General features: G+C 63.1%; 27 protein-coding genes. 23 read left to right on the plus strand and 4 right to left on the minus strand.

Annotation, left to right across the window (positions count from 1 at the left end; all coding sequences use genetic code 11):
* The first annotated feature begins 116 nt into the window (after positions 1–116).
* Positions 117–842, plus strand: coding sequence for a hypothetical protein (locus FJ959_RS07265; protein WP_140494939.1), 726 nt, complete (start codon positions 117–119; stop codon positions 840–842).
* Between the two features lie 35 nt (positions 843–877).
* Here FJ959_RS07265 and FJ959_RS07270 read toward each other — a convergent pair whose 3' ends face one another.
* On the minus strand, positions 878–1,567 hold the full coding sequence (locus FJ959_RS07270) for an HAD family phosphatase (protein ID WP_140558193.1): 690 nt from the start codon (positions 1,565–1,567) through the stop codon (positions 878–880).
* A gap of 165 nt (positions 1,568–1,732) precedes the next feature.
* Here FJ959_RS07270 and FJ959_RS07275 point away from each other — a divergent pair, with 165 nt between their 5' ends.
* Positions 1,733–2,866, plus strand: a complete 1,134-nt coding sequence (locus FJ959_RS07275; protein ID WP_140494936.1) for a site-specific DNA-methyltransferase — start codon at positions 1,733–1,735, stop codon at positions 2,864–2,866.
* Positions 2,867–2,932: 66 nt separating this feature from the next.
* On the opposite strand, the gene FJ959_RS07280 is transcribed toward FJ959_RS07275, so the two are convergent.
* Both FJ959_RS07280 and mutY read right to left on the minus strand, forming a co-directional pair.
* Positions 2,933–3,544, minus strand: coding sequence for an HAD family phosphatase (locus FJ959_RS07280; RefSeq protein WP_140494934.1), 612 nt, complete (start codon positions 3,542–3,544; stop codon positions 2,933–2,935).
* On the minus strand, positions 3,541–4,755 hold the full coding sequence (gene mutY, locus FJ959_RS07285; RefSeq protein ID WP_140629250.1) for an A/G-specific adenine glycosylase: 1,215 nt from the start codon (positions 4,753–4,755) through the stop codon (positions 3,541–3,543). The genes FJ959_RS07280 and mutY overlap by 4 nt, the downstream gene beginning before the upstream one ends.
* Positions 4,756–4,811: 56 nt before the next feature.
* Here mutY and FJ959_RS07290 point away from each other — a divergent pair, with 56 nt between their 5' ends.
* The 3 genes from FJ959_RS07290 (at position 4,812) to smc (ending at position 9,771) form a co-directional block, all read left to right on the plus strand.
* Positions 4,812–5,312, plus strand: a complete 501-nt coding sequence (locus FJ959_RS07290; protein WP_140494930.1) for a DUF721 domain-containing protein — start codon at positions 4,812–4,814, stop codon at positions 5,310–5,312.
* A gap of 142 nt (positions 5,313–5,454) precedes the next feature.
* Positions 5,455–6,198 carry a DsbA family protein gene (locus FJ959_RS07295; protein ID WP_140494928.1) on the plus strand — a complete coding sequence of 248 codons (744 nt, stop codon included), beginning with the start codon at positions 5,455–5,457 and terminating at the stop codon, positions 6,196–6,198.
* 114 nt (positions 6,199–6,312) lie between these two features.
* Complete coding sequence (gene smc / locus FJ959_RS07300; protein ID WP_140629253.1) at positions 6,313–9,771, plus strand: chromosome segregation protein SMC; 3,459 nt, start codon at positions 6,313–6,315, stop codon at positions 9,769–9,771.
* Between the two features lie 78 nt (positions 9,772–9,849).
* Here the strand turns inward: smc and FJ959_RS07305 are convergent, their stop codons facing one another.
* A complete protein-coding gene (locus FJ959_RS07305) occupies positions 9,850–10,218 on the minus strand; it encodes a VanZ family protein (protein ID WP_140555925.1) in 369 nt (122 codons plus the stop codon).
* Positions 10,219–10,419: 201 nt separating this feature from the next.
* Between FJ959_RS07305 and FJ959_RS07310 the strand changes: the two genes are divergently transcribed.
* The 18 genes from FJ959_RS07310 to FJ959_RS31585 all read left to right on the plus strand — a co-directional run bounded on the left by FJ959_RS07310 (position 10,420) and on the right by FJ959_RS31585 (position 25,205).
* A complete protein-coding gene (locus tag FJ959_RS07310) occupies positions 10,420–12,207 on the plus strand; it encodes a site-specific integrase (protein WP_140629255.1) in 1,788 nt (595 codons plus the stop codon).
* Positions 12,208–12,370: 163 nt separating this feature from the next.
* Entirely contained in the window at positions 12,371–13,561 is a 1,191-nt protein-coding gene (locus tag FJ959_RS07315) for a phage portal protein (protein ID WP_246678903.1), read from the plus strand.
* Positions 13,561–13,881 carry a gene transfer agent family protein gene (locus FJ959_RS07320; protein WP_140629260.1) on the plus strand — a complete coding sequence of 107 codons (321 nt, stop codon included), beginning with the start codon at positions 13,561–13,563 and terminating at the stop codon, positions 13,879–13,881. Before FJ959_RS07315 ends, FJ959_RS07320 begins: the two co-directional genes overlap by 1 nt.
* Complete coding sequence (locus FJ959_RS07325) at positions 13,878–15,434, plus strand: phage major capsid protein (RefSeq protein WP_140629263.1); 1,557 nt, start codon at positions 13,878–13,880, stop codon at positions 15,432–15,434. The genes FJ959_RS07320 and FJ959_RS07325 overlap by 4 nt, the downstream gene beginning before the upstream one ends.
* Positions 15,435–15,439: 5 nt before the next feature.
* On the plus strand, positions 15,440–16,072 hold the full coding sequence (locus FJ959_RS07330; protein WP_140629266.1) for a hypothetical protein: 633 nt from the start codon (positions 15,440–15,442) through the stop codon (positions 16,070–16,072).
* Positions 16,072–16,410: an HNH endonuclease signature motif containing protein gene (locus FJ959_RS07335; RefSeq protein WP_140629268.1), complete on the plus strand. Its 339-nt coding sequence runs from the start codon at positions 16,072–16,074 to the stop codon at positions 16,408–16,410. The genes FJ959_RS07330 and FJ959_RS07335 overlap by 1 nt, the downstream gene beginning before the upstream one ends.
* 175 nt (positions 16,411–16,585) lie before the next feature.
* Complete coding sequence (locus tag FJ959_RS07345) at positions 16,586–16,972, plus strand: hypothetical protein (protein ID WP_140629270.1); 387 nt, start codon at positions 16,586–16,588, stop codon at positions 16,970–16,972.
* Positions 16,969–17,226, plus strand: coding sequence for a hypothetical protein (locus FJ959_RS07350; RefSeq protein ID WP_140629273.1), 258 nt, complete (start codon positions 16,969–16,971; stop codon positions 17,224–17,226). Before FJ959_RS07345 ends, FJ959_RS07350 begins: the two co-directional genes overlap by 4 nt.
* The gene (locus FJ959_RS07355; RefSeq protein ID WP_140629275.1) at positions 17,223–17,528 is read left to right on the plus strand and encodes a head-tail connector protein; all 306 of its coding nucleotides are present in this window, start codon (positions 17,223–17,225) and stop codon (positions 17,526–17,528) included. The genes FJ959_RS07350 and FJ959_RS07355 overlap by 4 nt, the downstream gene beginning before the upstream one ends.
* Positions 17,518–17,946, plus strand: coding sequence for an HK97-gp10 family putative phage morphogenesis protein (locus FJ959_RS07360; protein ID WP_140629278.1), 429 nt, complete (start codon positions 17,518–17,520; stop codon positions 17,944–17,946). Before FJ959_RS07355 ends, FJ959_RS07360 begins: the two co-directional genes overlap by 11 nt.
* Positions 17,943–18,362, plus strand: coding sequence for a DUF3168 domain-containing protein (locus tag FJ959_RS07365; protein WP_140629281.1), 420 nt, complete (start codon positions 17,943–17,945; stop codon positions 18,360–18,362). Before FJ959_RS07360 ends, FJ959_RS07365 begins: the two co-directional genes overlap by 4 nt.
* Before the next feature lies 1 nt (position 18,363).
* Entirely contained in the window at positions 18,364–18,678 is a 315-nt protein-coding gene (locus tag FJ959_RS07370) for a phage head closure protein (protein WP_140629284.1), read from the plus strand.
* A complete protein-coding gene (locus FJ959_RS07375; RefSeq protein WP_140629286.1) occupies positions 18,675–19,061 on the plus strand; it encodes a phage terminase small subunit P27 family in 387 nt (128 codons plus the stop codon). The genes FJ959_RS07370 and FJ959_RS07375 overlap by 4 nt, the downstream gene beginning before the upstream one ends.
* Positions 19,061–20,680 carry a terminase TerL endonuclease subunit gene (locus tag FJ959_RS07380; RefSeq protein WP_181171927.1) on the plus strand — a complete coding sequence of 540 codons (1,620 nt, stop codon included), beginning with the start codon at positions 19,061–19,063 and terminating at the stop codon, positions 20,678–20,680. The genes FJ959_RS07375 and FJ959_RS07380 overlap by 1 nt, the downstream gene beginning before the upstream one ends.
* Positions 20,681–20,690: 10 nt before the next feature.
* Positions 20,691–23,354 carry a hypothetical protein gene (locus FJ959_RS07385; protein ID WP_140629292.1) on the plus strand — a complete coding sequence of 888 codons (2,664 nt, stop codon included), beginning with the start codon at positions 20,691–20,693 and terminating at the stop codon, positions 23,352–23,354.
* Position 23,355: 1 nt separating this feature from the next.
* Positions 23,356–23,709 (plus strand): phage tail protein, encoded by a 354-nt coding sequence (locus FJ959_RS07390; protein ID WP_140629294.1) that lies wholly within the window; start codon positions 23,356–23,358, stop codon positions 23,707–23,709.
* Positions 23,710–24,158: 449 nt separating this feature from the next.
* On the plus strand, positions 24,159–24,776 hold the full coding sequence (locus tag FJ959_RS07395; RefSeq protein WP_140629296.1) for a hypothetical protein: 618 nt from the start codon (positions 24,159–24,161) through the stop codon (positions 24,774–24,776).
* Positions 24,777–25,037: 261 nt separating this feature from the next.
* Positions 25,038–25,205 carry a hypothetical protein gene (locus FJ959_RS31585; RefSeq protein WP_181171928.1) on the plus strand — a complete coding sequence of 56 codons (168 nt, stop codon included), beginning with the start codon at positions 25,038–25,040 and terminating at the stop codon, positions 25,203–25,205.
* Positions 25,206–25,300 lie beyond the last annotated feature (95 nt).

Genomic DNA, 25,300 nt, shown 5'->3' on the forward strand with positions numbered 1-25,300 from the left:
TTACTGCCTTGGGTTTTCGACCCACGCAAGGTGGTTAATTTCTACGCTGGCTCAGTCGCATTTTTGCCGCGCGGTTGATATACGTCACCAACTTTGCGAGAGGGAAGTGCAGTTTCATGGCGTTTCATACATTCAGCGGTCGCTTTTTCGCGGGTCTTGCGCTCACCGGCTTTATGCTTGCCGCCGCCGGCTGCCAATCAGGCGACAACGGTATGCTGAACCTGGGTTTTGGCAAGAAGGACCCGACCGCGCCACCGCCGCCGCAGGACCCCAAGATTCTGGCCAGCCAGTTGAATGCCTATTGCCCGAGGGTGATGCTTCGCGACGGCACGGCATTCTTCAACACCTACGCCAACGAAGCCCGGAAGCCCAGGCCCAAGCTCAAGAAGACCGGCGACGCCGCGCAGGATGCCGCGGCCCAGGCTGCGGCCGATGCTGCCGCTGCTACTCCGCCGGACGATTCGGCGAGGGTCATTTATCAGGCCTCGATCAGCGACGTGACCCGCGATTGCAGCCGCGCCGACGGACAGCTGACGATGAAGATCGCCGTCGCGGGCAAAATCGTGCCAGGGCCGAAATTCACGCCCGGCACCATCACCATGCCGATCCGCACCGCGGTGATGCATGGCACCGAGGTGCTTTATTCGCAGATCCACCAATATCAGGTCCAGGTTACCGACCCCTCGGTCGCCACGCAGTTCGTCTTCACCGATTCCAACATCGTCGTGCCGGCGCCGACGGCGCAGGACTATCAGGCCTATGCCGGCTATGATGAAAATGCGCCGAAGGCCGCGACCGACAAATCGAAGAAAAACAGGAAGAAAGCCGCCGCGACCAACTAAATCCGCAGGGGTGCTCGTCGGGGCCTAGCGAACGCTCACACGTCCGCCGACCATTCTGATAGGGCGGCCAGCGTGCCGCTCAGATCCGCCCAGCGGCGGATCACCGTCTCGGCGCCCGCCTCCGTCAGCGCATCGGCATGGCCGGGATAGCTATGGGCGGCGCCCGTGAACCCGATGACACGCATTCCTGCCGACCTTGCGCCGGTCACGCCGTGCACGGAATCCTCGATGACGAAAGTGTTTGCCGGATGGGCGCCGAGCTTTTCGGCGGCGAACAGGAACACGTCCGGAGCCGGTTTGGTTTTTCCGGTCGGCGTCTCCATCGCGGAGAAGATGCGCCCGGCAAAGAATGGCAGCAGATGCACCTTCTCCAGCATGAATTCTATCCGCTCCGAGCGTGAGTTGGAGCAGATGCAACGTTGCGCCGTCACCGAGGCGACCGCTTCGCGCACGCCCTCGATGGCACGAACGTCGCTGCGCAGTTTCCGGTCGACCAGCTCTTCGGCGCGATCGATCAGCGAAACCTGGAACGGGATGTTGGACTTCTCCTCAACCCGCATCAGAATGTCCTTGAACGTCAGCCCCGCATAAGTCTCGGCAATCTCCTCGGCCGAGATTTCGTACCCGGACAAGGTCAGGAGCTCGGCCTCGACGCGCGCGGCGATGATTTCGGAATCGACGAGCACGCCGTCGCAATCGAAGATGACAAGGTCTGGCTGGGGCATGGTGATCCGGGCAATGAGAACGGGCAGGCTTCAGGCGGCGCGGCATACACCAACGGGCACGTCGGCGCAAACCGGCGGCGTCCGATCGCTGCCCTTCACCGAATATTTACGCTGATCGGTAACCATAACCGGGAGTAAACAGTAACGCGTGCCTTGGGTGTAAAAATGTCAGCCGTGCGTCTTGTCGACGAGCTTTCCCATGCTCCCCAGCAATCCGAATGGCTGGACACGATCCTGAAGGGCGACTGCGTCGCGGCGCTCGACCGGCTGCCCGAAAAATGCATCGACGTCATCTTCGCCGATCCGCCCTACAATCTGCAGCTCGACGGCGACCTGCACCGGCCCGACCAATCCAAGGTCGACGCGGTCGACGACGACTGGGATCGGTTCGAGAGCTTCGAGGCCTACGATGCCTTCACGCGCGCCTGGCTGCTGGCCGCGCGCCGGGTGCTGAAGCCCAACGGCACCATCTGGGTCATCGGCTCCTATCACAACATCTTCCGGGTCGGGGCCAAGATGCAGGACCTCGGCTTCTGGATCCTCAACGACGTCGTATGGCGCAAGACCAACCCGATGCCGAATTTTCGCGGCCGCCGCTTCCAGAACGCGCATGAGACGATGATCTGGGCCTCCCGCGACCAGAAGGGCAAGGGCTATACCTTCAACTACGAAGCGTTGAAGGCGTCGAACGACGACATACAGATGCGTTCCGACTGGCTGTTCCCGATCTGCACCGGTGGCGAGCGGCTGAAGAACGACAATGGCGATAAACTGCACCCGACGCAGAAGCCGGAGGCGCTGCTCGCCCGCGTCATGATGGCCTCGACCAAGCCCGGCGACGTCGTGCTCGATCCCTTCTTCGGCTCCGGCACGACAGGCGCGGTGGCCAAGCGCCTTGGCAGGCATTTTGTCGGCATAGAGCGCGAGCAGGCCTATATCGACGCCGCCAATGAACGCATCGACGCGGTGCGGCCGCTCGACGGCGCGGACCTGACCCTGCTCACTGGCAAGCGCGCCGAGCCTCGCGTCGCCTTCGTCAGCCTGATCGACACCGGGCTGGTGACGCCCGGTGCTACGCTCTACGACGCCAAGAAGCGCTGGGCGGCCAAGGTTCGCGCCGATGGCACGGTGGCGATCGGCGACAGTGCCGGATCGATCCACAAGATCGGCGCCGAAGTTCAGGGCCTGGATGCCTGCAACGGCTGGACCTTCTGGCACTATGAGCGCAGCGGCGGCCTGACCCCGATCGACGAACTGCGTCGCATCGCGCGTCTCGGCATGGAAAGGGCAGGGGGCTGACCCTGCCGATTGCCGCGGCCTTGGCGTTGGTTCAAAGTCTCAACGAAGTACTGGAAGCGATTCAAATCACGCCTTGATTCCGAGCCGCTCAAGGTCTGCTTGAAGTGTCTTGGCATCGGTGAACAGCACTGCCTGCCAGCCGGCCGCTTTGGCGCCGTCGACATTCTTCTGGCTGTCGTCGATGAACAGCGTCGCGGACGGTTCGAGCTCGAACGCGGCGACGTGATGGTCGTAGATGTCGCGATCCGGCTTGATCTTGCCGATCTCACCCGAAATGGTGACACCGCGCGGACGATTGAGAAAATCGAAGCGTTTGCGCGCTTCGGCCAGCGTATCGGCGGCGAAGTTGGTCAGCATGGTGACATCGTGGCCGCTGTCGATCAGACCGACCATGATGGCGACGCTGTCGTCATACGCATGCGGCACCATGTCGTGCCAGTGGCGGCGAAAATTGCGGATGTTTTCCGCGTGATCCGGGTGGTCCGCGATCAGCAGCGTTTCCGCCTCTTCCCATGTCCGGCCGCGGTCCTGCTCGATGTTCCAGTCATGCGTGCAGACATTGTCGAAGAACCACTTTCTCTCCTCGGCATCGGGAATAAGCCGGCTGAACGGGATGTTCGGGTCGTAGTGGATCAGCACTTTGCCGATGTCGAACACGATGTGGCGGATTTCAGTCATGAGGCCTCTCTGCACTGTTCGGTGACGGCTTTTTTCGTCGCGCCGGGTATCGCAGCCTCGATTGCCTTTTTCATGACAGTGGGCAGCGCTTCACCCGAAATGTCCGACGGCAGCGACCAGAAATGCCCGGCGGGCGTCTCGCCGGTGCTTCGGGCGAGGAAGATTTCGAGCTCGAGCGCAAAATGGGTGAAGACATGCGCGATTCGGCCGGCTTGTCGCCAGTCGCCGGGAAAGGGTGCGGCCGCCGCTGTGGTCGCGCCGTCCAGCCGCGCCGTCCAGCCGGTCGTCGGCACCTCGGTCATGCCGCCGAGCAGCCCTTTGTCGGCGCGTTTGCGCAGAAGAATGGCACCGTCGCTTCGCACGGCGACGAAGGCTGCGCCGCGCCGCAGCGGTTTGTCGGCCTTGGGCAGGCGCACGGGATATTGTTCAGGATCGCCTGAAACGACCGCGCTGCAGCCCTCGCGCAGCGGGCAAAGCATGCAGCGCGGCCGGCGCGGGGTACAGATCGTGGCGCCGAGGTCCATCATCGCCTGAGCGAAATCGCCGGGCCTCGTCGTGGGAACCATGCGCTCGACACGGGCGCGAATGTCGGCCTTGGCTTCGCTGAGCGGCGTGGCAATGGAGAACAGGCGGGTCACGACACGTTCGACATTGCCATCGACGACGGCAGCCGGCCGGTCGAAAGCGATCGCCGCGATCGCCGCCGAAGTATAGGCGCCGATGCCCGGCAATTCCTTCAAGCCGGCTTCCGTATCCGGAAACCGGCCGTCGCGCCCGGCCACCAGATCGGCACAGGCCTTGAGGTTGCGGGCACGGGAATAGTAGCCGAGCCCTGCCCAGGCTTTCATCACGTCCTCGACGGGCGCCGCCGCCAGCGCCGCGACATCAGGCCATTTCTCGACAAAGGCGCGAAAATAGGCCTTCACGGCTTCAACCGTGGTCTGCTGCAGCATGACCTCCGACAGCCAGATCCGGTAAGGATCGGGCCGCACGCCACGGGCATGGTCGCGCGGGGTCACGCGCCACGGCAACTCGCGATGATGTACGTCGTACCATGCGAGCAGGCGGGATGCGGTATCGCCAGCTTTGCTGCTGTCCCCGGGCGCAGCTCTGCTGCTGTCACTGGACGCAGCTTTGCTGCTGTCAATAGACGCAGCTTTGCTGCTGCTGTCCTCTGATATGGCCTTGCGGGTCTGCTCGTGCGGTGCCATTGATCTCGTATCGGCCTCGGCCGGGAAGAGTGGAGGTGGGTGGCTGGAGAACGCACATGGCAGGGAAAAAGCCCTTCGGCAATCCCGTTCCGGTGAGCGATCTCGCCACCGCGATCCTCGACCCGGTGCTGCGCAAGCGGGCGGGCATTTCGGTCAGCCTGGTCCAGTCGTGGGAAGAGATTGCCGGTTCGCGCCTGGCCGGCCATTCGCGCCCTGAAAAGATCCAGTGGCCTCGGCGGCTGCACGAAGACGACCCGTTCGAGCCGGCCGTGCTGGTGATCGCCTGCGAGGGCATGGCGGCGCTCCATCTGCAGCATGAGGCCGGCGAGATCATCAATCGCGTCAATGCATTTCTCGGCTTCACGGCCATCGGCCGCATCAGGATAGTGCAGAAGCCGGTTCTAAGTGAAAAGGCGCGGCCGAAACCACCCGTCAGGCCTCTCAACGAGGCGGAAAAATCAAGACTGTCGCACATCGTCGGCAAGATAGAAGACGATGGCCTGCGTGCCTCTCTGGAGCGGCTCGGCGCCACTATTCTGGGACAAAGAAAGTCATAGCACCGTCGCCAATCTCGCGATTTCGTGATTATAAGCTTCAAGTTTCACGATTGGATTGGGGACGGCGATGCCTTAATTCGCGCCAACTCTCGCCTTTTCGTGCCTTTGCGTTGCAAAATCCAACCCCTGTCAGGTGATTCGTATGAACCGTCCTCCGTTCGGCAAAAGCTTGTCCCGCAGAAACCTGCTGTCTTCGCTGGCCGCCATTCCGGTGGTGGCCGTGCTTGCGGCATGCAGCGACTCTGGTGAGGAAGCCAAGGCGGCCGATGTGAAGCCTGCCGCTCCCGCCGCACCCGCGACATCGGCCACGCCGGCCGCCGTCAAGGCGCCGGAGGCTCAAGGCACCGTCGACATGGCCGAACTGCTTAAGCCCGGCGCATTGCCCGACAAGCAACTCGGCAAGGACGACGCCAAGGTCACGATCGTCGAATACGCCTCGATGACCTGCCCGCATTGCGCGCATTTCGCCGAAACCACCTTTCCGGAATTGAAGAAGAAATACATCGATACCGGCAAGGCGCGCTATATTCTGCGCGAATTCCCGTTCGATCCGAGCGCCGAGGCCGGTTTCATGCTGGCGCGCTGCGCCAAGGACAACTACTTCCCGATGGTGGATGTCCTGTTCAAGCAGCAGGCGAACTGGGTGGGCGTGTCCAACACCAAGGATGCGCTGCTGCAAATCTCCAAGCTCGCCGGTTTTACACAGGAGTCCTTCGAAGCCTGCTTGACGGACCAGAAACTTCTGGACGATGTGAGGGCGGTCCAGAAACGCGGCGCCGACGAATTCAAGGTCGACTCGACGCCGACCTTCTTCATCAACGGAAAGACCTACAAAGGGGCGATGTCGATTGAGGAAATGTCGGCCATCATCGACCCTCAGCTCTGACGTCCTGGCGATGCCGAAGCGGCAGCGCTTCGGCATGCGTGGCCTTTGGCCGTGCTGCGCGCCGCCGCAAACCCGCGGCGCGTTTTCGCAAAAGTCGCTTTCAGGGCGGCGTGAATGAAGTTTTCGCGCCTTCGCCTCCTCGGTTTCAAATCCTTCGTCGAACCAGGCGAGTTCGTGATCGAACGCGGCCTGACGGGCATTGTCGGGCCGAACGGCTGCGGCAAGTCTAACCTTGTCGAGGCGCTGCGCTGGGTGATGGGCGAAAGCTCCTACAAGAACATGCGCGCGTCCGGCATGGACGACGTGATCTTTTCCGGCTCGGGCACGCGCCCGGCACGCAATACCGCCGAGGTCACGTTGTTCCTCGACAACAGCGATCGCTCGGCGCCGGCAGCCTTCAACGACGCCGACGAATTGCAGGTCTCGCGCCGCATCGAGCGTGAGGCGGGCTCGCTCTACCGTATCAACGGCAAGGAAGCGCGCGCCAAGGACGTGCAGCTTCTGTTCGCCGACCAGTCGACCGGCGCGCGTTCGCCCTCGATGGTTGGCCAGGGTCGCATCGGCGAGCTGATCCAGGCCAAGCCCCAGGCGCGCCGCGCCCTGCTGGAAGAAGCGGCCGGCATTTCCGGCCTGCATACGCGCCGCCACGAGGCCGAACTCAGGCTCAAGGCCGCCGAGCAGAACCTCGAGCGCCTGGATGACGTCGTTGGCGAGCTGGAAAGCCAGATCGAAAGCCTGAAGCGCCAGGCACGCCAGGCCTCCCGCTTCAAGAACCTGTCGGCCGACATCCGCAAGGCCGAGGCGACGCTGCTCCATCTGCGCTGGACGCTGGCCAAGGCCCAGGAAGGCGAGGCACGTTCGGCGCTGGCCGTCGCCACCGCCCTGGTTGGCGACCGCGCCGCCGCCCAGATGGCGGCCGCCAGGGAGCAAGGTATCGGCGCGCATCGGCTGCCCGATTTGCGTGACGCCGAAGCTGCGGCGGCCGCGGCCTTCCAGCGCCTGTCGATCGCCAGATCGCAGATCGAGGAAGAAGCCGGCCGCATCCGCGCCCGTCAGGCGGAACTCGAGCGCCGGCTCCAGCAGCTCGACGGTGACATCGCCCGCGAGGAGCGCATGGTGCGCGACAATGCGGATATCCTCGAACGCCTGCGCGCCGAGGAAGCAGCGCTCAACTCCGAAAATGCCGGCGCGGCCGAGCGTGAAGCAACCACCCGCGCCGCCTTCGAACAGGCAGCCGCGACGCTCTCGCAGAGCGAAGCCAGGCTTGCAGCACTTACCGCCGAGCGGGCCGAGGCCGCCGCTTCGCGCAATCAGGTCGAGCGGACGCTGCGCGAGACCGCCGAGCGTCGGGACCGTTTCGCCCGCCAACTCGCCGATGTCGACCGCGAATTGTCGGAAATACTCTCCAAAGTCGCGGGCCTGCCCGACCCGGCCGAGAAGCGACTTCTGGTCGAGGACGCGCTGGCGCGGCTCGAAGAGAGCGAGGCCGGCGCGATTGCCGCCGAACAGGCGGTCGCCGAGGCGCGCGCCGCCGAAAATGCCGCCCGCCCGCCATTACAGGACGCCAGGGCCGAACTGGCGCGCATCGAAACCGAAGCCCGCACGCTGGCCAAGATCCTGAACGCAGCCAGCGGCGATCTCTTCCCGTCCGTGCTGGAACAGATCAGCGTCGAGCGCGGCTATGAGACGGCCTTGGGCGCCGCCCTCGGCGAGGACCTTGACGTGCCGCTCGACCGCAGCGCCCCGGTGCATTGGGGCGAGAGCGCGATCCAGGCCGATGACGCCGCGCTTCCCGAAGGCATCAAGAGCCTGGCCAGCGTGGTACGTGCCCCGGCGCAGCTTGCCCGCCGGCTGGCGCAGATCGGCATTGTCGAAGCCGCCGACGGCCGCCGCCTGCAAGGGCTGCTCGCGCCCGGCCAGAGGCTGGTCAGCCCTGAGGGCGCGCTGTGGCGGTGGGACGGGCTGACCGCCAGCGCCGACGCGCCGACCGCGGCCGCGCAACGCCTGGCGCAAAAGAACCGGCTGGCCGAGCTCGATGCCGAAGCGGTGCAGGCGACGCTTGTGCTGCGCGAGGCCGAGGCGGTGCTCGCACAGGCCGAACAGTCGCTTCGCGAGGCCAGCGAGGCCGAGCGCGCCGCGCGTCAGGCCGGACGCGACGCCCAGCACGGGCTGGACGCCGCCCGCAACGCGCTGGCCGAAGCCGAAAAGGCCGGCGGCGAGTTGGCGAGCCGGCGCGCCGCCCTGGACGAGGCCCGCGCCCGTATTGTCGACAGTCATGAAGAAACTTCGGCCGCCTTTGCCGAGGCGGAAATGCTGCTGCAGGACGCGCCCGATCTCGGCGACCTGCAGATACAGCTCGAGCAATCCTCGGCCAATGTCGCCCGCGACCGCGCCACGCTCGCCGATGCGCGTGCCGTCCATGAAGGGTTGCGGCGGGAGGCCGAGGCGCGGTCGCGCCGGCTCGATGCGATCGGCGCCGAGCGCAGCAACTGGCTGGAGCGCGCCGAGAACGCTTCGACGCAGATCGCCTCGCTGGGCGAACGCAAGGCAGAGGCCGAGGCCGAACGCGAGAGATTGGCCGACGCACCCGACGAGATCGATGCCAAGCGGCGCGCCTTGCTGTCACAGCTCACCGAGGCCGAGACCTTGCGCAAGGCGGCGGCCGACCGTCTGCAGGAAGCGGAGAACAGGCAGGCCGAACTGGACAAGGCGGCCACCAGCGCCATCCAGTCGCTGGCCGAGGCGCGCGAGACCCGTGTCCGCGCCGAGGAGCGCTTGACCGCGGCCGACGAGCGCCGGCTGGAGGTCGAGGCGCGCATCCAGGAGACGCTGAACACGCCGCCACATCTGGTCATCCGCCATACCGGGCTGGAGGCCGACGATCCGATGCCCGAAATGGCCGAGATCGAGCGCCAGCTCGACAGGCTGAAGATCGAGCGCGAGCGGCTCGGCGCCGTCAATTTGCGCGCCGAGGAGGAGCAGAAGGAGCTTTCGGACCGGCTGGAGACCATCGTCTCGGAGCGCGAGGACATCATCGAGGCGATCCGCAAGCTCAGGCAAGCGATCCAGAACCTCAACCGCGAAGGCCGCGAGCGGCTTCTCGCCGCTTTCGACGTGGTCAACGGTCATTTCCAGCGGCTGTTCTCGCATCTCTTCGGCGGCGGCACGGCGGAATTGCAGCTGATCGAATCCGAGGATCCGCTCGAGGCAGGACTTGAAATCCTTGCCCGTCCGCCCGGCAAGAAGCCGCAGACCATGACGCTGCTGTCCGGTGGCGAGCAGGCGCTGACGGCGATGTCGCTGATCTTCGCCGTGTTCCTCACCAACCCGGCGCCGATCTGCGTGCTCGACGAAGTCGATGCGCCGCTCGACGATCACAATGTCGAACGCTTCTGCAATCTGATGGACGAGATGGCCAAGACCACCGAGACGCGCTTCGTCATCATCACCCACAATCCCATCACCATGGCGCGCATGGACCGGCTGTTCGGGGTGACCATGGCCGAGCAGGGCGTCAGCCAGCTCGTTTCGGTCGATCTGCAGGCAGCCGAAGCCATGCGCGAGGCAAGCTGACTTCACCTTCAACGTGCCGTGCTGAAGCCTGATTTTGAGCGTTGTCTTTCGCGGTAAGGCAGTCGGTTCGGCTTCTTCTCACCTTGCGCGTTGCACGATCCAGGTCGCCCAGATCGCGGCCAGCAGACCGCATGCAATGCCAATGCAATCGGCAACCCAGTCGAGCACGTCGAAATCGCGGCCTATCGCCGTGGTGCCCTGGAGAACTTCTATGGCAGCGCCGACAAAGGCGAGGAAGACGATCAGCGCCGGCTTGTGCCGCGGCCAGCCGAGGCTGCCCAGGAAAGCCAGCACGGCGAATGCGCTGGCGTGATTGAGCTTGTCATAATGGAAGCCGATATCGATTCCGAATTGCTTGAGGCGATGTGCCGGCAGCAGCGCGAGAACGAGGACGGCCAGGAGCGTGACGACAAAGGCAATCCGCTCGGCGACGGAATAGATTCTCATTCTGCTCCAACAACATGTCTCCGGTATAAACCGTAACCTATGTGTCCGGAACGGACCCTTGCGCGCTTGGCTGGGGCGCCAGGACAGTAATCCAACTTTTTTCAAGCGCCTGAAATCAAACAAACTATTGCTTTTCAATCGGTTTTCCGTCTAAGGCTGTTCCGGTTTAGTGTTCCGGAATGATGCTACGGAAGGGCGGAAATGGCAAGGCTTACCTACCTCGAAAGGCGCGGCGCGACTTATTATGCACGGATCGACATTCCCGTTGATCTTGTGCCGCTCTACCGCACCACGACCCGGAAGAAGTCGCTGCGCACGAAGGATGAGGCCACGGCCAAGTCGCGCCTGTGGCCGGTAATTGAAGCGTGGCGGGCTGAATTCGATGACGTGCGTATCCGCCGCCAACTCACCGCCGACGACAAGGCCGACGCGGTATGGCAGCACTATACCGGCACCCTCGACCGCGATGAGCAGGCCCGGCGCTCAATCCCTACCGCTGCCGACATCGATGCCGCGACCGAACGAGCCGTCGAGCGCGTCCAGCGCGAAGGCATCGACGTGCGCGACCCGCTGGCGGCGTTGGACGCCAGCCTTGACGTGATGGTGTTAAAGCAGAGCCGCGCGCTCGACGCACAGGCCCGGCGCGTGAAGCTCGACCACATGCGCAAGCATCTAGCGGACGGTGAGGTGGCGCTGATCAACCATGAGGTTGCCGACTACATCGACGGCAACAAGCTTTTGATTGACCCGCTATCCCCGGATCGTGGCGACATCGCCCGGAAGATGATGCGCGCCGAAATCGAGGGACTGGAGCGCACCCTTGAGCGCGACCAGGGCGACTACACCGGCACCCCGCGTGACCCTGTCGTGAAGCCTGCCATCGGCACGTCGCGCGAGCAGGCCGCGCCCGGCGAAACCATCATGGAAATCTTCGAGCAATACGCCCGCGAGAATCCAAAGGCCATTACCGCCGACACACTGAATCAGGCCCGCCGCGACATTGGAACCTTTGTCGATCATGTCGGCAGCACTTGCCCGGTTCACCGGATCGATAAGAAGGCAGTCCGAGAATGGAAGGCGCTTTTGATGCGCTACCCGGTGAAGGCAACCGAAAGCAATGCGTTCGCCGGCATGAAGCTTGCGCAGATCGTCCGGCACAACGAGAAGGTCGGTAAGCCGGTGATCACGCCGCGCACCGTCAATCGCTACCTGTCAAGCCTTGGCGCTTTTTGTGATTGGCTGGTTTCGCACGGCTATCTCGACCAGAACCCGACCACCGGAATGTCGCTGGCGAAGGAAAAGAAGCGGACCACGGTTCCCTTCACCACCGACCAGATGAACACTCTATTCAAGTCGCCGCTGTTCACCGGATGCCGTAGCGCCGACGAATGGCGCAACGTCGCCAAGCCGGGCAATGTGCGAATCCGCGATCACCGCTATTGGGTTCCGCTGATCATGCTCTACAGCGGCGCTCGACCAGCCGAGATCGCGCAGCTTGCCGTCGCGGACGTGCGGCAGGAACACGGCCATTGGATCATGCACATTACTGAAGAAGGTGACGGCGACAAGAGCACGAAGAATGAAGGCTCTATGCGCGTTGTGCCTGTTCATCCTGAATTGATGCGGCTCGGATTCATCAGGTATCGCGACGGCATGGAAACGGCCGGACAGCAGCGCCTTTTCCCCGAAGCAACGCGCAACAGTCGGGGGCAGATGATTGCGGAGTTCTCTCGCGAGTTCGGCCGCTACCTCACACGGCTCGGGATGAAGGACGGGCGCGGCCTGTCCCTCTACAGCTTCCGGCACGGCGCGGCCGACGCCCTTCGCCGGGCCGGCCATCTGGACGAACAGTTCGGGTTCATCCTTGGGCATACCAGCGCGACCATGACGGGCCGCTACGGCATCATGCCTCAAGGGATGCTTCAGCAGCGTGTCGAGCTTGTGAACTCCATCGCCTATCCCGGCTTGAAGATCGATCAACTTTTCTGAATGAAAAAGGCTTATCGATCAACTTTTTTGATTTGAGGGATTCACACCAGATTCGACCTGTGAGACAATAGATTCAGGTTTTGTTCTCACAGGTAGTTTTGCGTTGCGTAATGGGTTCGGCCGCGTAGTTAAGGCCCTCGGCTTCGGATCGGAACAGAAGGCGTTGCCTCTGTCCGATCCTGCCATCTTCGAATTGTTCGGCATCGTGCCGTCCGCATCCGGCGTCACTGTGTCGGCGAGCACCGCACTGCATGTGCCGGCGGTGCTTCATGCCGTCCGCCTCATTTCCGAAAACATCGGTGATCTTCCTTGCAAGCTCTACCGCGAGGAAGGGGACAGCAAGGAATCCGCCAAGGATCACCCCGGCAATCGCCTTGTGCATAGCCGGGCAAACCCTTGGACTAGTGCCGGCGAGCTTCGGGTTGCCCTCACGATGGATGCCCTCATGCACGGCGCGGGCTATGCCGAAGTCGTGCGCGTCGGCGATGACAGGCCGTATCATCTTTTCCGCCTCACTCCCGGCACCGTGCAGCGTCGTTTCGAGGATGACGGCGAACCCTATTACCTTGTGCAGCGCGAGCGCGGCCGGCAGGCGCGCCTGTCCTACCGCGACGTGCTCTATGTGCCCGCCTTTGGTGGCGTCTCGCCGATCACGCTCGGCAAGGATGCCATCGGCGTTGCCATGGTGCTTGAGCGCCATGCATCGAAGTTCTTCGGCTCCGGCGCTCGACCGTCCGGCACCCTGACCAATGACAAGCCGCAGGCGGGCGAAACTGGCGCGAAGACCGCTGCCAATCTCCGCAAGTCGTGGCTTCGCTGGCAATCCGATGCCAGCGGCGAACCGCTCATTCTGCCCGATGGCTGGAAGTATGACGCGCAGACGATGCCTAGCACGGATGCGCAGTTCATTGAAAACCGCCTTGAGCAGATCAATGAGATTGCCCGCATCTTCGGCGTCCCGCCGCACATGCTCTATCAGCTTGAGCGCGCGACCTGGAGCAACGCCGAACAGATGGCGGCGAGCTTCCTTCAGCTTTGCCTTCGGCCTTGGCTGGACCGCTGGCAGGACGCCTATGCAACCGTCCTTCTGACCGAAGACGAGCAGGACGCCCTCTATTTCGAATTCGTCATTGACGACCTTCAGCGCGCCGACGCGGCGGGCCGCGCGGAAATCTTCGGCAAGCTGGTCGCCATGCGCGCCATGACGCCCAACGAAGTCCGCGCCGCCATGAACCTGCCGGCCATCGAAGGCGGTGACGAGCTCGCCAATCCCTACACCACGACCACGCCGCCGGCCGGGAAGATTCCGACCAGCGACAACGACAATGCCGGCCCGGCGAAGGAAGCAGCCTAGTGAAGCACACCGCCTTTTTCGGGGACGGCGAGAAGACCTTCGCCCTCCCGGCCGAACAGATTCTTGAGCTTGAGCGGAAGACTGGCAACGGCGTCGGCACGATCTATTCCCGCGTCATGACCGGACAGTTTCAGTTCGGCGACATCATCGAAGTGATCCGGCTCGGCCTGATCGGCGGCGGCACGTCGCCGAAGGAAGCACAGGCGCTTGTCGATGCCTACGCCCGGCCGACGCCGATCATCGAGGCGTTCCAGCTTGCGGCCGACATCCTTGAAGCCCGGTGGACCGGCAAGGCAGAAGCCCAGGACGTGCGGGCATGAGCGAACGTCTCGAAATCAAGGCCGCGCTCACGGTTGACGACACCGGCGAAATCACCGGCATCGCTTGGCCGTTCGGTTCCCCGGATCGCGTCGGCGACGTGATCGAAAAGGGTGCGATCACCGGCCCGGCCACGCTTCCCATGCTTTTCGCACATGACCAGTCACAGGTGATTGGCGTTTGGGACAGCATCACCGAAACGGCCAACGGCCTGACCGTCAAGGGCCGGTTGCTGGTCGATGACGTGGAACGCGCTCGCGAAGTCCGCGCCATGATCCGCAGCAAGGCCGTCACCGGCCTGTCGATTGGTTTCGTCACCAAGGCGAGCAAGCCCCGGCAGCGCGGCCGGACGATTACCGCGCTCAACCTTCACGAAATTTCCGTTGTCGCCGTCCCGAGCCATCCGGGCGCGCAAATCACGTCGATCAAAGCCGCCGATGGCACGGCAAACCACAAGGAAAACCACATGGAAGATGAACTTGAGAATGCACCGGTGGCGAACGCCGATCCGGTGATTGAGAAGAAGGACTTCGACGCACTGAAGGCCCGGCTCGACAAGATCGAGGCAAAGGCCAATCGCCCGGTTGCGGCGAACGACAACCATCGGGCCGCCGACAATGACAACGATGAGCGAAAGGCGTTCATCGAGTTTGCCCGCAAGGGCATCGAGCGCATGGACCAGAAGGCAGCGGCAACGCTGACCGTCGCCACCGATGCGAGCGCCGGCTATCTGGCGCCGGAAGCATTCGGTGCTGAAATCCTCAAGAGCATCACCGAATTCTCGCCGGTGCGCTCCTATGCCCGCGTCATGTCGATCGTCTCGCCGGAGATCAAGCTTCCGCGCAAGCTGACCGGCACCGCCGCGACGTGGGTAAGCGAAACCGACGACCGCACCCAGTCCGACATGACGTTTGAACAGGCGACGTTCACGCCCTACGAACTGGCGACCTATGTAGACGTGTCGCACCAGCTTCTGGAAGACAACGCCTACAATCTGGAAGGCGAGCTTGCTACGGATCTTGGCGAGGCGTTCGGCAAGACCGAAGCCGGCGCTTTCGTGTCCGGCAACGGCACCGGCAAGCCGAAGGGCCTTCTGGTCGCCACCGGCATTGCGGAAGTGAAGACCGGTAACGCTGCCACGCTCGGCACCGATCCGGCCGCGACCATCATCGGCATGTTCCACTCCGTTCCGTCCATCGTGGCGCAGAATGGCGTTTGGCTGATGAACCGCAAGACGCTCGGTTCGCTGCGCACCCTGAAGGACGGCACCGGCCGCTTCATCATGCTCGACCCGATCACGGCCGGCGCACCGGTGACGCTGCTTGGCCGGCCGATTGTCGAAATGGTCGATATGCCGGACGTTGCGGCGAACGCCTATCCGATCATGTTCGGCGACCTTCAGGGCTACCGGATCATTGATCGCGTCGGCCTGTCTGTTCTTCGCGACCCGTATTCGCAGGCAACGAAGGGCACCGTGCGCTTCCATGCCCGCAAGCGCGTCGGCGGTGACGTGACGAACCCCGACCGCTTCCTGAAGCTCAAGGTCGCGGCCTAATCGCCATGACCTCGCGGCCCGCATATGACGAAATCACGCTTGCGCTCGGGACTGACACCGTGCGCTTGCGCCCGTCTTTGCGGGCCGCAGCCCATTTCGTTCGCCTCGACGGCTTTGCCGATCTTCCCCGGCGCATCACCGAATTCAATCTCGGCGCCATTCGCGACCTGATCACCGTCGCCGCGACCGACCGGCAGGAAGCATCCGCCTTCCTTGCTGCCGCCGAAAGTAAACCCCTTCTTACTTTTGCCGATGCCGTCACCGTGCCCATGCTCGCCCTTGTCGCCGGTTTCGTCCCGGCGTCCGACGATGACGCCAAGCCCGATGCGAAGGCCCAGGCGAAGCCCATGCCGTGGCCGAAGGTCTATCGCGAGCTTTTCCGCACCGCGACCGGCTGGCTTGGCTGGACGCCTGAAGCAGCATGGGACGCCACGCCGACCGAAATCAATGAGGCCGTCGCCGGCCTTTACGACAAGTTGAAGGCTACTCACGGCGCACCCGACAAGGACGCCGACCAGAAGCCCGACGCCTACGGTGCCGACCAGCTTCGCCAGATCGAGGAACAGGGCTTCGACCCTGCCTTTGATCGTGACGGCCTTCGGAAGCTGAAGGTCAGCCTTGCGGGAGGGAAGCGCTAATGTCCCGCCCGCCGCACCTTTGCAACTGTGGCCGCGTCGTCGCCTATGGCGTCCGGTGTGAATGCCAGCGCACCGCAACCCGCGAGCGCAACGCCCGTCATGATGCGCGCCGACCGTCCGCCCGCGAACGCGGCTATGACGCCAAGTGGGATCGCGAGCGCGCCGCCTACCTCTATCTGCACAACACCTGTCGGAAGTGCGGCCGGGAAGCGACGACCGTTGACCATATCATTCCGCACCGTGGCGACCGTTCCCTGTTCTGGAACCGGAGTAACTGGCAGCCTCTTTGCACGTCCTGCCACAACAGCGTGAAGCAACGGCAGGAGCGCAATCGATGAGGCCCTGCACGAAAAAGGTGAGGGGCACCCGTAAGGTGCCCCTCGTGTCACCCGGTGGGACTCGAACCCACAACCTCCAGTTTGGAAGACCGGTGCTCTATCCAGTTGAGCTACGTGTGTGCGGTGCGCGGAAAGTAGCTACTGGCTTGTGGATATTCAAGCGGAGACATCGCCAATGACGCCCGCCGAACGCGCCCGCCTTATCGACAAGCAGGAATTCGAAGCAGAGTGCCGCGCCGTCCGCAAGCGTGTCTATGCTCGGCTCGGCATCAAGCGGGTTGAAGATCGCGCCCATATGCAGCGCGCCATGTCGAAGCAGGCCCAGCCCGGACAGTTCAAGCGTCCCATTGCAGCACGACCGGCCGAACCGAAGCCGAAGCCGACGCACATGCGTAGGCACGGCCCTATCAGCCGACATCATACCATCGCCGGGCGCACTCTCACGCGCCGGCAGTGGGCCGCCGAACTCGGCATAACCAGCAACGCTATGGATCAAGCAGTCTACAGGCACGGCAGCGTCGAGGCCGTCGTGATCCGCCGTTTTGGAGGCCGCGACCAATGACCCGCCTCTATGAATTCCGTGGCACCCGATACCTGCTTCGCGAGCTTTCCGAAATGTCCGGCGTCGAGCGCAACGTGATCCACGCACGTCTTCATGACGGCTGGACGCTTGAGCAGGCGCTTTGCATCCCGACCCCGAAGCAGCGCCGGGCGGGGGTGGTCTTCAACTTTGCGCCTTTCGAGGGGACCGGCGCGGGGAGCACCGCGCAAGAGATTTCCGAAATAACTTTTTCTCAAAAGACCGAAAACGCATGAGCATCGTGACCCTTTCGCTCGCCAAGGCGCACATGAATATCGATGGCACGGCCGACGATGAGCTCATCACGCTCTACATCGGCGCGGCCGAAACCTTTCTCGGCAACTACATCGGCAAGCCGCTCGCCGACCTGGACCCGTTGCCCGATGACCTGAAGCTCGCGGTGCTGAAGCTGGTCGCGTTCTATTATGAGCAGCGCGAGGCCGTCGCCTTTGGCATCACCATGCAGATTGCGCCCTATGGCGTGACGAGCATCGCCGATTCCTATCGTGAGTATTGGTTCGGCGACGATGGCGAATAACGACAACGGCCTTGCCTCGACGCTCGCGGCCATTGAACGCGCCCGCAAGGCACCGCGCGCGGCCGTGCTGCCGGCGCTTCTGAAGTCGGCCGAAGAACTGGCGGGCGCACAGCGCGCGCTTGCCGAACGCTCGCGCGACACCGGCGCGCTTATCGACAGCATTGAGGTGACGCCGCCCGGTCACTCGACGCCGCCTTATTCGCAGCCCGGCGGAATGCGCGTGGCGGGCGAAACCGAAGTGCTTGTGACGGCCGGCAATGAAGACGTGCGCTATGCGCACCTTGTCGAATTCGGCACGTCGAAAACGGAGGCCGAACCGTTCTTCTGGCCCGCCGTGCGCCTGCTTCGCAAGCGCCTGCAGAACCGCATCAACCGGGCCGCCCGGAAGGCCGTCAAAGACGCTTGGAGCGGCCAATGATCGAACCGACCCTTGCCCTTCAGACTGCTATCCGCGCCGCGCTCATTGCCGCCCCGGCCGTCATCGCGCTTGTGCCCGCCGATCATATTCGCAGCGGCAGCACCCGGCCGGACAACCTGCCCTCCATTATCATGAGCGGCGGGCAGACCATCTTTCTCGGCAATGGTTCCGGCTCGCAATACCTCGCCCGCGTGTTCCTCGACCTTCACATTTGGGCGGTCGAGGATGGCGCGGACACGGCACAGGCAATCGGCTTTGCCGTGTCCAACATCCTCAAGGAAGCGCCCGACGCGGCCGGCTTCAGCTTCGATGACTTCGGCCTGCCGGCTATCCGGTGGATGCGCGACCCGGAGCCGGAGAAGTCTTTCACGCACGGCGTGCTCACCGTCGAGGCCGTCATGCGGTGGAGTATCTGACATGCGCGCCGGCAAGCTTGATCGCACCATCACCATCGAACGCAAAACCGAAACCGTTTCGGAAACGGGCGCGGTTGTCGCTGCCTGGCTGAATATCGCCACCGTGCGCGCGGAGATCGTGACGCAATCCGCTTCCGAATTCCTCACCGGCTTCGGCGAGGCCGAAAACGGCACCATCGTTTTCCGTGTCCGCTACCTCGCCGGTATCACTACGGCCGATCGCGTGACCTATGCCGGGCAGGTGTATGACCTGAAGGAAGTCACTGAAATCGCCCGCCGACGCGGCCTTGAGCTTCGCGGGGTGGCAACGGCATGACGCATCTTCGCGGCGTGAAGCCTATCCTTTCCCCTGATCGTGAACCGCTCACCAAGGCACCGCTCGCGCCGAAGTGGATGACGGCCGAAGCTCGCGCCGAATGGAAGCGGATCATGCCGCGTCTGATCGCAGATCGGATTATCACGAAGGCGGACCTAACCGGCGTCGAGAACTATTGCATCGCGACCGGCCGCGTTCGCGAGATCGAACGCCTGTTTGCGGCCGGCGGCTTGGACAAGACCCTTTTCGGAATGCAGAACCGCGCCATGCAGACGGCCCGGCAGCTTGCCGCCGAATATGGCCTGTCGCCGGTTTCCCGCGCTCGCGTCGGCTCGGCTGGCACCGATGATGATGACGACGACAACCCGCTCGCGGTGATGTGATGGCGAGCACCTATCCCGCATGGATTTTCGACGGCAGTCCGATTGATGACCCGTTCGGCTATGGCGAGCGGGCGGTTGAATTCCTTCGCCGCCTGAAGCATCCGAACAGCACCGCGCCGAAGTCTGCTTTCCAGCTTTACGATTGGCAGGAACGGATTATCCGCCGCATCTATGGTCCCCGGCACCCGGACGGCCGGCGCGTGGTCGAAACCGTCTTCTGGATGATTCCCCGCGGCAACCGTAAGACTAGCCTCGCCGCGGCGCTGGCGCTGCTTCACACCATCGGCCCGGAGAAGGTTCCGGCCGGGCAAGTCATCTTCGCAGCATCCGACCGCGAGCAGGCCGGCCTTGGCTTCAAGGAAGCGGCGAACATCGTGCGCATGGACAAGCGCCTTGTCGCCGCGACCCGCATCTATGACGCTCACAACAGCGCGAAGAAGATCGTCTTCAACGCTCAAGGCGTCGAGCTTCAGGCGATTTCCAGCGACGGTGCGGCACAGCACGGCAAGACGCCGGCCTTTGTGCTGGTGGACGAAATCCATGTGTGGAAGGGCCGCGACCTTTGGGAAGCGCTGAAGTCCGGCATGGTGAAGACCAGCGGCACCCTCATGGTGATCGCCACCACGGCCGGGCGCGGTTCCGAAAACATCGGGTTCGAGCAGTATGACTATGCCCGGCGCGTGGCGCTCGGCGAGATCGTGAACCCGGCCTATCTGCCGATCATCTTCGAAGCGGCCAATGATAACGATTGGCAGGATGAAGCCCTTTGGCGTCGCGTCAATCCTGGCCTGAAGCACGGCTTCCCGAACCTCAATGCCTTGCGCACGGCGGCGAAGGAAGCAGAGCACCGGCCGGCAGATCGATACGCCTTCAAGCAGTTCAACTTAAACGTTTGGATGGCGCATTCCCGCGACCCGCTTTTCGACATGGCCGTTTACGACGCCGGCGGGATCCCGCTCGACGTTGCCGACATGGAAGAACTGCCGTGCTTCATCGGCGTCGATATGTCGGTGAATGGCGACCTCACCGCCGTTGTTGCCGCGTGGCGGAACCCCGATGGCACGATCACGGTGCATCCGTGGTTTTTCGTGCCCGGTGAAGACCTGAAGGGCCGGGCCGAACGCGACGGGGTTCCCTATGAGCAGTGGCGCGACGATGGTCTGATTACGGTGATCGACGGCCCGGTGATCGAACCGGAGGAAGTCGAGAAGCACATTCGCGAGCTTTGCGCCCGGTTCGACGTGCGCGAACTCGCCTTCGACCCGCACCTTGCCCGCATGACGATGCAGCGCCTTCATGACGATGGCTTGCCCGCCGTCGAGATGAGGCAAGGGCCGCTCACCATGGGGCCGGCTATCGGCGTGCTCGAGCGCGTCGTGAACGGCCGGGCGCTTCGCCATAGCGGGCACCCGGTTCTTCGGCATCACTTCGATAGCGTCGTGGCGTCCCGCAACGACACCGGCCTTGTGCGGATGCACAAGGGCAAGAAGACCGACCGTATTGACGGCGCGGTAGCCGCCGTCATGGCCGTGGCGCGCGCCGCCGCGAACGATAACCGCAAGTCCTTCCTCGACATGGACCCCGACGAACTCGACCGGCTCATGGCCGAAGCAGCATAGGAACACCGGAATGCCCGACGACACTCAACGCCTTGTCGTTTCTCTTGAGGCCCGTCTGAACAAGTATGAAAAGGACATGCAGCGCGCCGGCAAGGCGACGAACGACAATTTCAAGCGCATGGAAGGCCGCGCCAAGCAGTTCGCCGACAACACCGAAAAGGCGCTCGGCAAGAGCTTCGGCAACATGGCCGAAAAGATCGAAGGCGCTTTTACGCCCTTCCTTCGCGGCGGCGTGGTGTTCGCAGGCGTGGCCGGCGCGGCGATGGCCGTGAAGGAAATCGCGGATTCGATTGCCGAAGTGGATCGCGAAGCCCGCAAGGCTGGCGTGTCGGCGAAGACGTGGCAGCAGTGGCAGTATGTGGCGACCGCCACCGGCGCGAGCGTGGACGGCGTGACCGACGCGCTCAAGGAACTGAACATCCGCGCCAACGAATTCGCGCTCACGGGGAAGGGGAGCGGCGCGGAATGGTTCGCCCGGCTCGGCTACACCGCCGATGAGGTGGGAAAGAAGCTCGCCGATCCGAACCGCTTCCTTGATGAGATCATCGGGAAGCTTCAAAAGCTCAACGCCGGTTCGCAGACGCGCGCTCTGGACGAACTGTTCGGCGGCACCGGCGCGGAACAGCTTGCCAAGGTGCTTGGCATGTCCGTCGAGGACATCCAGCGCCTTCGCAATGAGGCCGCGACCTTCACCGACGAACAGATTGAGGCCGCGAAGAAGATCGACCGCGAATGGGACACCGTGTGGCGGAACTTCACCGTCTACGCCAAGCAGGCCGCAATCGAAGGCGTCGGCGTGGCGCAGCAGATTTTCAAGACGCTCAATGGCGAATACCTGCCCGGTCACCAGAAGATGAAGGACGCGGAAGCCTATTACGCTTCCGACGGTTTCAAGCTGAAGCAGGCACAGAAGCAGCGCGAGCAGCTTTTGCAGGACATCGCCAATGTCGAGGCCGATCCGGCCTTGAGCGGCGATGGAATGGGAACCCTCGATGCCCTGAAGAAGGAGCTTGAGGCCGTCGAGACCGAGATTGTCAGCCTTGGCGGCGGCAGCGACCAGCTTAAGCAGGCGCTCAAGGAACTGTCGGACATCACCCAGCGGGCGGGCGGCGCGTTCAACGGTAGCGCGTCGTCGGCCGCGAACTTCAAGGCGGCGCTCGCCGACCTGAAGAACCTTGTCCCGGAACTCAAGGCCGAACTCGATGAGCTCGGCAAGCTCGACGCCATCGACGCCGCCTTTAAGAAGGCAGTCGGCAGCGCCACCACTATGTCGCAGGTGATGGGCGCGGTGGACATCGCGAACCGCGCCAAGACCATGGCGCGCTTCGGCAAGCACGACAATATTCTCGACCTGATCGGCGCGGCCGAAGGCACCGACAAGGGGCGCGGCTATAACGAAACGCTCGGCTATGGCGCGTTCACTGGCGGCGCGGTGAACCTGACCAGCATGACGCTCAGTCAGGTGCTCGCCCTTCAGAAGCAGATGCTTGCGAACCCGGCGAACACCTTCAACTCATCGGCAGTCGGCCGCTACCAGATCACCAGCGCCACGCTCAAGGACATGATGAAGGAGCTTGGTCTTACTGGCGACCGCACGTTCGATGAAGGCACCCAGGACGAAATTGCCCGCGCCTTGCTTCGCCGCCGTGGCAATGATCCGGCCGGCCTTCGCAACGAATGGGAAGGCTTGCGCGGCGTCGATGATACGACCATCAGCAACGCTTACAACGGCACCCCGACCGCCGCACAGGCGTTGCCGCCGACCGATGCGCAGCAGAAGCAGATTGACCTTGCAAAGCAGCAGACGGAAGCCCGCAAGAACCTGAATGCCACCATTCAGGACGGGTTGGACAAGGCCCAGTTCGAACAGCAGATTTCCGGCATGTCGGAAAGCCAGAAGCGCGTCGAGCTTCAGCTTTTCGAGTATCAGGCACAGGCCAAGCGCAACGGCATCACGCTCACGGATGAGGAAATCCGGGCGATGCGCGAAAAGCTGACCCTGACCGACCAGCTTGACCAGAAGAACCGGCAGGCAGCGCAGTCGCAGAACGCCTTGCAGCAGGCCGGCATGTTCTTCGGGCAGCAGTTCACGTCTAGCCTGTCGGGCTTGCTCACCGGCACCACGACCGTAACGGACGCCATTCGCAACATGGCGAATGCCTTGATCGACGCCAGCTTGCAGGCGATGCTGCTTGGACAGGGGCCGCTCGCGGCGCTGTTTGGCACGGCCGGCGGCGGTGGCCTGTTCGGCGCGATCTTCGGCTTTGCCGATGGCGGCTATACCGGACAGGGCGGCAAGTATGAGCCGGCCGGCATCGTCCACAAGGGCGAATACGTCATGTCCAAGCAGGCAACCGACCGGATCGGCGTCGGCAACCTTGAGGCGTTGCACCGTGGCGCGCTTTCGGGCTTTGCGGCCGGTGGATATGTCGGCAGCGCGCCGGCCGTCCATCGTGCGCACATGCCGGCGAACCAGAACGTCGCGCCGGTTGCCCAGCCGATCCAGATCAACAGCACCGTGAACGTGAACGCCAATGGCGGTGACCCGGCACAGAATGCCGACCTCGCCGCGAAGGTGAGCAAGCAGGTTGAGCAGTCCATGCGCGGTGTAGTCGCAGACGAGGTGAGGCGACAATCGCGTCCCGGCGCGTTTTTAAACACCCGGAGCCGCTGAAATGCCGATCCCGACCTTTGAACCGCCTGTCGGTCCGTCGCCGGGCACCGCGCACAAGCCGACCGTGAACCTTTGGGAAGCTGACTTCGGCGACGGCTATTCGCAGCCGACGCCGAAGGGCTTGAACCACGTCCGCCACGCCACGTCCCTGAAGTGGGCGGCGCTCACCTACGGCCAGATGCGCGAGATCCTCGGATTCTTCGAGCGCATGGGCGGTAACCTGCCGTTCTATTTCCGGCCCTATGGCGAGGAAGTCAGCCGCAAGTGGACGTGCAAGGACTGGACCGCCACGGCCGACAACGGCGTGTGGAACGTCACGGCCGAATTGGTCGAAAGCTTCACCCTGGCTGTTTGACTCAGGGAAGGCTGTGGAGAGGCTTTAGGCTTTCCGCGAGTCCCGAACGCCTCCGGCACCCTAAACGCGCGCTGGTGACTCTCCCTGTCCGTTTCTGGCGGCGGGCGGCACGGTTTCCCTACTCAATGCGGGATAGGTGACGGCCGCGAGCGGAGCGAGCGAGCCGGAGCCTTCCCTTTCTTGATTGTGGGAAGACTGTCACGCCTCACCTACGTGTGGAACCGGAGGCAGCTTAAGCGGGAACCGTCTCGTCATATATGTAATACTCTTACCTGTCTTTTAGATAACCATATAAATTTCCCGAGACGGTTCCCGCTTATTCTCATCCCCTTCCGGGAACGACGCTTGCCGCTCCCGGCTCGAAGAAGAAATGCCCCATCGTCTGCACTCCGGTTCGCATCCCGCTATAATTGAGCATGAGGCCATCACCGGCCCGATAGGAGCACAGAATGACCAAGAGCAAGCGCCGGTCCCTGAGGCACATGACGCCGGATGAAAAGGCGGAATACGTGCGCGAGCGCGAACGTCAAAAGAAGGCCCGGCAGCGTGACCGGGAGAAGGTTGAAGGAAAGAAGATGCGGGCTGAATCACCACAGGCGAAGGTCAATTGGCTGCGTGCCGCGCTCACCCCGGAGCTTGAGGAATTCATTGACGAGCTTGTCAGCCTGGAACTCGCCCCGGCTTCGCGGGCGCTCGCCATGTGGGAGCGTGAGAACCGGCAGCGGTTGGAGATTGATCCGCCCCTCGCTGTGTCGGCGATGACGAGGGGCGACCATGAGGCATACATGCGCCAAGCAAAGCGCTGGACGCGGTTTGGCCTGATCCGGATCTTCGCTCGCGATGCGCTCGACCGTGACGCCGCAAACGTGCGCCAGAAGCGCTATCTCGAAAAGGAAGCAAAAGAGGCGAACGCGCTCGGCATCTCTATCGAGGAATACCAGCGTCGCAAGCGGGCGAAGCGCGCGCCGAAGCGGCGTGAGGAACAGTTCATCATCGCCAAGGGCTTGCTGGAAAAGAGGATCGAAGACGCGAACGCGGCGGCGCTGAAGGACGGCGCGATTTTTTGAACAATCGACCGCAGTCCAGTTGCGCGGCTGCTATAAGTGGAATTGTCGGGCGGTCTTAAGCACGCCGACCCGATAGGCCCCTCATGCGTTTGGCATTTCACATGAGGGGCCGATTCAGGTCAGCATCACTGTCCAAAGTAAGTGCTTACTTATAATAAAATCAACGACTTATCTCATTTTCCGCTTGCGTCGGATGATTCCGCCGTGCGAATCTTTGCGTGCTGCTCCGGCGGCACAGGCAACCCCAATCAAGGAACCGACATGCAAGATACCTATCTCCCGGCCGATCAATACCGCGCCCTTGTGGACGCGCTGGTCGACGCTCACGCCGACCTCGATCCCCGGAACGCCGTCATCATTGCCCTGACTGAAGTCGGCTTCATCGTGCCCGACACTTGCCGGGAAGATGGCTCGGAACGGCACCGTTAGCGGCCTAGTCAAGCCCGAACGGAAATTTCGCAATGAAATCAATGATGGAGAGAGTTGCCAAATCCATTTCAGTAATGAAAACAACGGCTTGTCAC

Source organism: Mesorhizobium sp. B2-2-4 (assembly GCF_006442375.1).
In the GTDB taxonomy this organism is placed as follows: Bacteria; Pseudomonadota; Alphaproteobacteria; order Rhizobiales; family Rhizobiaceae; genus Mesorhizobium.